Source organism: Cellulomonas septica (assembly GCF_012396155.1).
Classification (GTDB): Bacteria; Actinomycetota; Actinomycetes; order Actinomycetales; family Cellulomonadaceae; genus Cellulomonas; species Cellulomonas septica.
This window is the reverse complement of the sequence record NZ_JAAXOY010000388.1, coordinates 1-3,364: the sequence shown is the minus strand read 5'-3', so window position 1 is coordinate 3,364 and position 3,364 is coordinate 1. Positions and strand designations below refer to the sequence as shown.

Below are 3,364 nucleotides of genomic sequence, written 5' to 3'. Positions count from 1 at the left end.
GATCGCGAGCGACGTGAGCAGCACCGCGGTCCAGCCGACGCGGCGCCCGGCCGACCGGCGGCGACGCGGTGCCCGGGCGGGCCGGGCCGGCGGCGCGGGAGGCGCGGACGTGGAGGTCGTCATGTCCGCCGACGCTACGGCCGGTGTCCGTTTCGTGTCGGTATGGCAGACCCCCGGATGTAGCCGGTCGCCGACCCCCGGGACGGTCGGCGTGCCCCGGGGTCAACCGATCGGTGGACGGCCGGGACAACGCGTCGGTCGTCGCGGCGCGCCCTCGCCCGGGGAGACGCTGAGGGCATGACGACACCGGCAGGCGCCCCCGCGATCGAGGTCGCGGGCCTGCGCAAGCGATACGGGCCCAAGCAGGCCGTCGACGGCCTGGACCTGCGCGTCGACCGCGGCGAGATCGTCGCGATCCTCGGGCCGAACGGCGCGGGCAAGACGACGACCGTCGAGATCCTCGAGGGCTACCGGCACCGCGACGAGGGCCACGTCCGCGTCCTCGGCGAGGACCCGCAGACGGCCGGACGCGTGTGGCGGTCCCGCCTCGGGATCGTCCTGCAGGGCACGAACGACCTCGCGGAGGCGACCGTCGGGGAGCTCGTCCGGCACTTCTCCCGCTTCTACCCGGACCCGCGCGACCCCGACGAGGTGATCGACGCCGTCGGCCTGCGCGAGAAGGTCCGCACGCGCGCCCGGCAGCTGTCGGGCGGCCAGCGGCGCCGGCTCGACGTGGCGCTCGGGATCGTCGGACGGCCCGAGCTCGTGTTCCTCGACGAGCCGACGACCGGGTTCGACCCGCAGGCACGCCGCTCGTTCTGGGACCTCGTCGAGGGTCTGCGCGCCGACGGCACGACGATCCTGCTGACGACGCACTACCTCGAGGAGGCCGAGCGGCTCGCCGACCGGCTCGTGGTCGTCGCGTCGGGTCACGTCGTCGCGGAGGGGACCCCCGCCGACCTGGGCGGTCGCGACGCGCGCCGGGCGCTCGTGCGCTGGGTCGAGGACGGCCGCCGGCACGAGGTCCGCACCCACGACGCGTCCCGCACGGTCGCCGACCTGCTCGCCCGGCTCGGCGACGTGCCTGGCCTCGAGGTGCTGCGTCCCACGCTCGAGGACGTCTACCTCGGCCTGCTCCAGGGCGCCGACTCGCCCGCCGACACCCCTGTGGAGGTCCTGCGATGAGCACCGTCACGCTGCCGGCCACGCGCCCCGCCGCCGTCCCCGGCGTCCTGCGTCTCGGGCTGGTCCGCGCCGCCTACGAGCTGCGCGTCTTCTTCCGCGAGCGCGACGCGGTCGTGTTCATCTTCGCCTACCCCGTGATCATGATGGCGATCTTCGCGACGGTCTTCGGCCAGGACGGCGCGACCGTCCGGGCGGGTGACGTCGAGATCCCGTTCGCGCAGTACTTCCTGCCGGGCATGCTCGCGACGGGCGTCATGCTGTCGAGCTTCCAGTCGCTCGCGATCTCGATCTCGGTCGAGCGTGACGAGGGCGGCCTCAAGCGGCTGCGCGGGACACCGATGCCCGCGTCGGCGTACTTCCTGGGCAAGATCGGCCAGGTGCTCGGCAGCGGGCTCGTGCAGACCGCGATCCTGCTGACGGTCGCCGCGACGCTGTTCGACGTGACGCTGCCGTCGACCGTCGCCGACTGGGCGACGTTCGCGTGGGTCTACCTGCTCGGGACGGCTGCGGGCTCGGTGTGCGGCGTGGCGTTCTCGTCGGTCCCGCGCTCGGGCCGGTCGGCGAGCGCCGTCGTGACGCCGATCGTGCTGGTGCTGCAGTTCGTCTCCGGCGTGTTCTTCCAGTGGGACTCGCTGCCGACGTGGATGCAGCAGGTCGCGTCGGTGTTCCCGCTGCGCTGGCTGGTCGAGGGCATGCAGGCGGCGTTCCTGCCCGACGCGGTCGCGGGCGACGTGGACCTCGTGACCACCGCGCTCGTGCTGGGCGTGTGGTTCGTCGCCGGCCTCGTGATCGGGGCGCGCTGGTTCCGCTGGCGCCGGCGTGACGACGGCTGACGTGCGCGCTCAGGCGGGGCGCAGGCGGAAGACCGGGTGCGTCGCGACGAGCGGCACGAAGGCCTCGACGGGGTCGCCTGGGGAGACGTCGAGGACGCGCCGCACGACCGCGACCTCCTGGAGGTACCGCCGCAGCACGGGTGCACCGGTCGTCGGGTCGACCTCGTCGGCGACGAGCCGTTCGACGTGCCGGCCCCGGCGGAGCTCGACGACGCGCGACGCCCGCACGTTCCGCACCCACCCGACGGGACCGTACGGCGCGACGAGCCAGCGCGACCCGTCGTGCTCGACCAGCGTCACGGGCGTCGTGCGCGGCTCGCCCGAGGTCCGTCCGGCGACGGTCAGCAGCACGGTGGCCCGCGGTCCGGTCCCGCGCCGGACCATCGTCGTCACCACGCCGTCCACGGCCCGTCGCAGCCAGCCGCGCCGCCTCCCCGTCCGCCCGTCGGTGGTCATGTCCGCATCCTGCCGGGCGCGGGGCGCACCGTCGACGGACCTGCACGTGGCAGGCTCGGCGCCATGACCAGGCGCACGCCCCGACCGGTCGCGCGGCACGAGTTCTGGGTCCGCGCGCTGCGCGGGTGGGACGTCGGCTTCTACGCGATCACCGCGGTCGCGGGGGTGTCGATCGCGATCGAGGTCCGGTCGCTGCGGGAGGCCGCGTTCGCGGTCCTCGGGCTCGTCGCGCTCGTCGTCGCCTACCTGGTGCTGGGCCGCCGCGGTGCGCGACGCGGCGACGTCGTGCTGACCCGCACGTACCTCGCGGTGCTCGTCACCGTGGTGGTGCTGGAGGTCGGGCTGTCGGAGCTCGGGTCGGTGCTGCTGTTCGTCGGGTACTCGCAGATCTGGTTCTTCGCGACGCGCCGCCTCGAGGGCGTGCTGTGGAGCGTGCTGCTGACGGTCGCGTTCACCGCGGCGATCGTCGTGCGCGAGCCGGGTGCGGTCACGACGGTCGCCGACGCCGCCGAGCTGTTCGGCCAGGTCGGCACGGGGCTCGTCTTCGCGATCGCCCTAGGCCTGTGGATCACGTGGGTGTCGGAGCAGAGCGAGGAGCGCGCCGCGCTCGTCGAGGAGCTGGGCGCCGCGCAGGCCGAGCTCGCGTCGACGCACCACGCGACCGGGGTGCTCGCCGAGCGGGCCCGCCTGGCGCAGGAGATCCACGACACCCTCGCGCAGGGGTTCACGAGCGTCGTGATGCTCGCGCAGGCCGCGTCGGCCGAGCTCGCCCGGGACCGCGTCGGTCCCGCGACGGAGCGCGTCGGCCAGATCGAGCAGGTCGCGCGCGACAACCTCGCGCAGGCGCGGGCCCTCGTGGCGGCGTTCGGCCCGCCCGAGCTCGAGCGCGG

At 74.7% G+C, this 3,364-nt stretch carries 4 protein-coding genes; 3 read left to right on the top strand and 1 reads right to left on the bottom strand.

What is annotated here, in order from left to right; translation table 11 throughout:
• Positions 1-297: 297 nt before the first annotated feature.
• Both HGA02_RS13680 and HGA02_RS13675 read left to right on the top strand, forming a co-directional pair.
• Entirely contained in the window at positions 298-1,185 is an 888-nt protein-coding gene (locus HGA02_RS13680) for an ABC transporter ATP-binding protein (protein ID WP_168679464.1), read from the top strand.
• Positions 1,182-2,018, top strand: a complete 837-nt coding sequence (locus HGA02_RS13675) for an ABC transporter permease (protein WP_168679463.1) — start codon at positions 1,182-1,184, stop codon at positions 2,016-2,018. The genes HGA02_RS13680 and HGA02_RS13675 overlap by 4 nt, the downstream gene beginning before the upstream one ends.
• Positions 2,019-2,027: 9 nt before the next feature.
• On the opposite strand, the gene HGA02_RS13670 is transcribed toward HGA02_RS13675, so the two are convergent.
• Complete coding sequence (locus HGA02_RS13670) at positions 2,028-2,474, bottom strand: nitroreductase family deazaflavin-dependent oxidoreductase (RefSeq protein ID WP_168679462.1); 447 nt, start codon at positions 2,472-2,474, stop codon at positions 2,028-2,030.
• Positions 2,475-2,537: 63 nt separating this feature from the next.
• On the opposite strand from HGA02_RS13670, the gene HGA02_RS13665 reads away from it, so the two are divergent.
• The coding region (locus HGA02_RS13665) for a histidine kinase dimerization/phosphoacceptor domain-containing protein (RefSeq protein ID WP_246247793.1) at positions 2,538-3,364 on the top strand (827 nt) is incomplete at its 3' end.

Coding starts and splice junctions, on each gene's coding strand:
- HGA02_RS13680 (WP_168679464.1), top strand. CDS start 298: ATGACGACACCGGCAGGCGCCCCCGCGATCGAGGTCGCGGGCCTGCGC.
- HGA02_RS13675 (WP_168679463.1), top strand. CDS start 1,182: ATGAGCACCGTCACGCTGCCGGCCACGCGCCCCGCCGCCGTCCCCGGC.
- HGA02_RS13670 (WP_168679462.1), bottom strand. CDS start 2,474: ATGACCACCGACGGGCGGACGGGGAGGCGGCGCGGCTGGCTGCGACGG.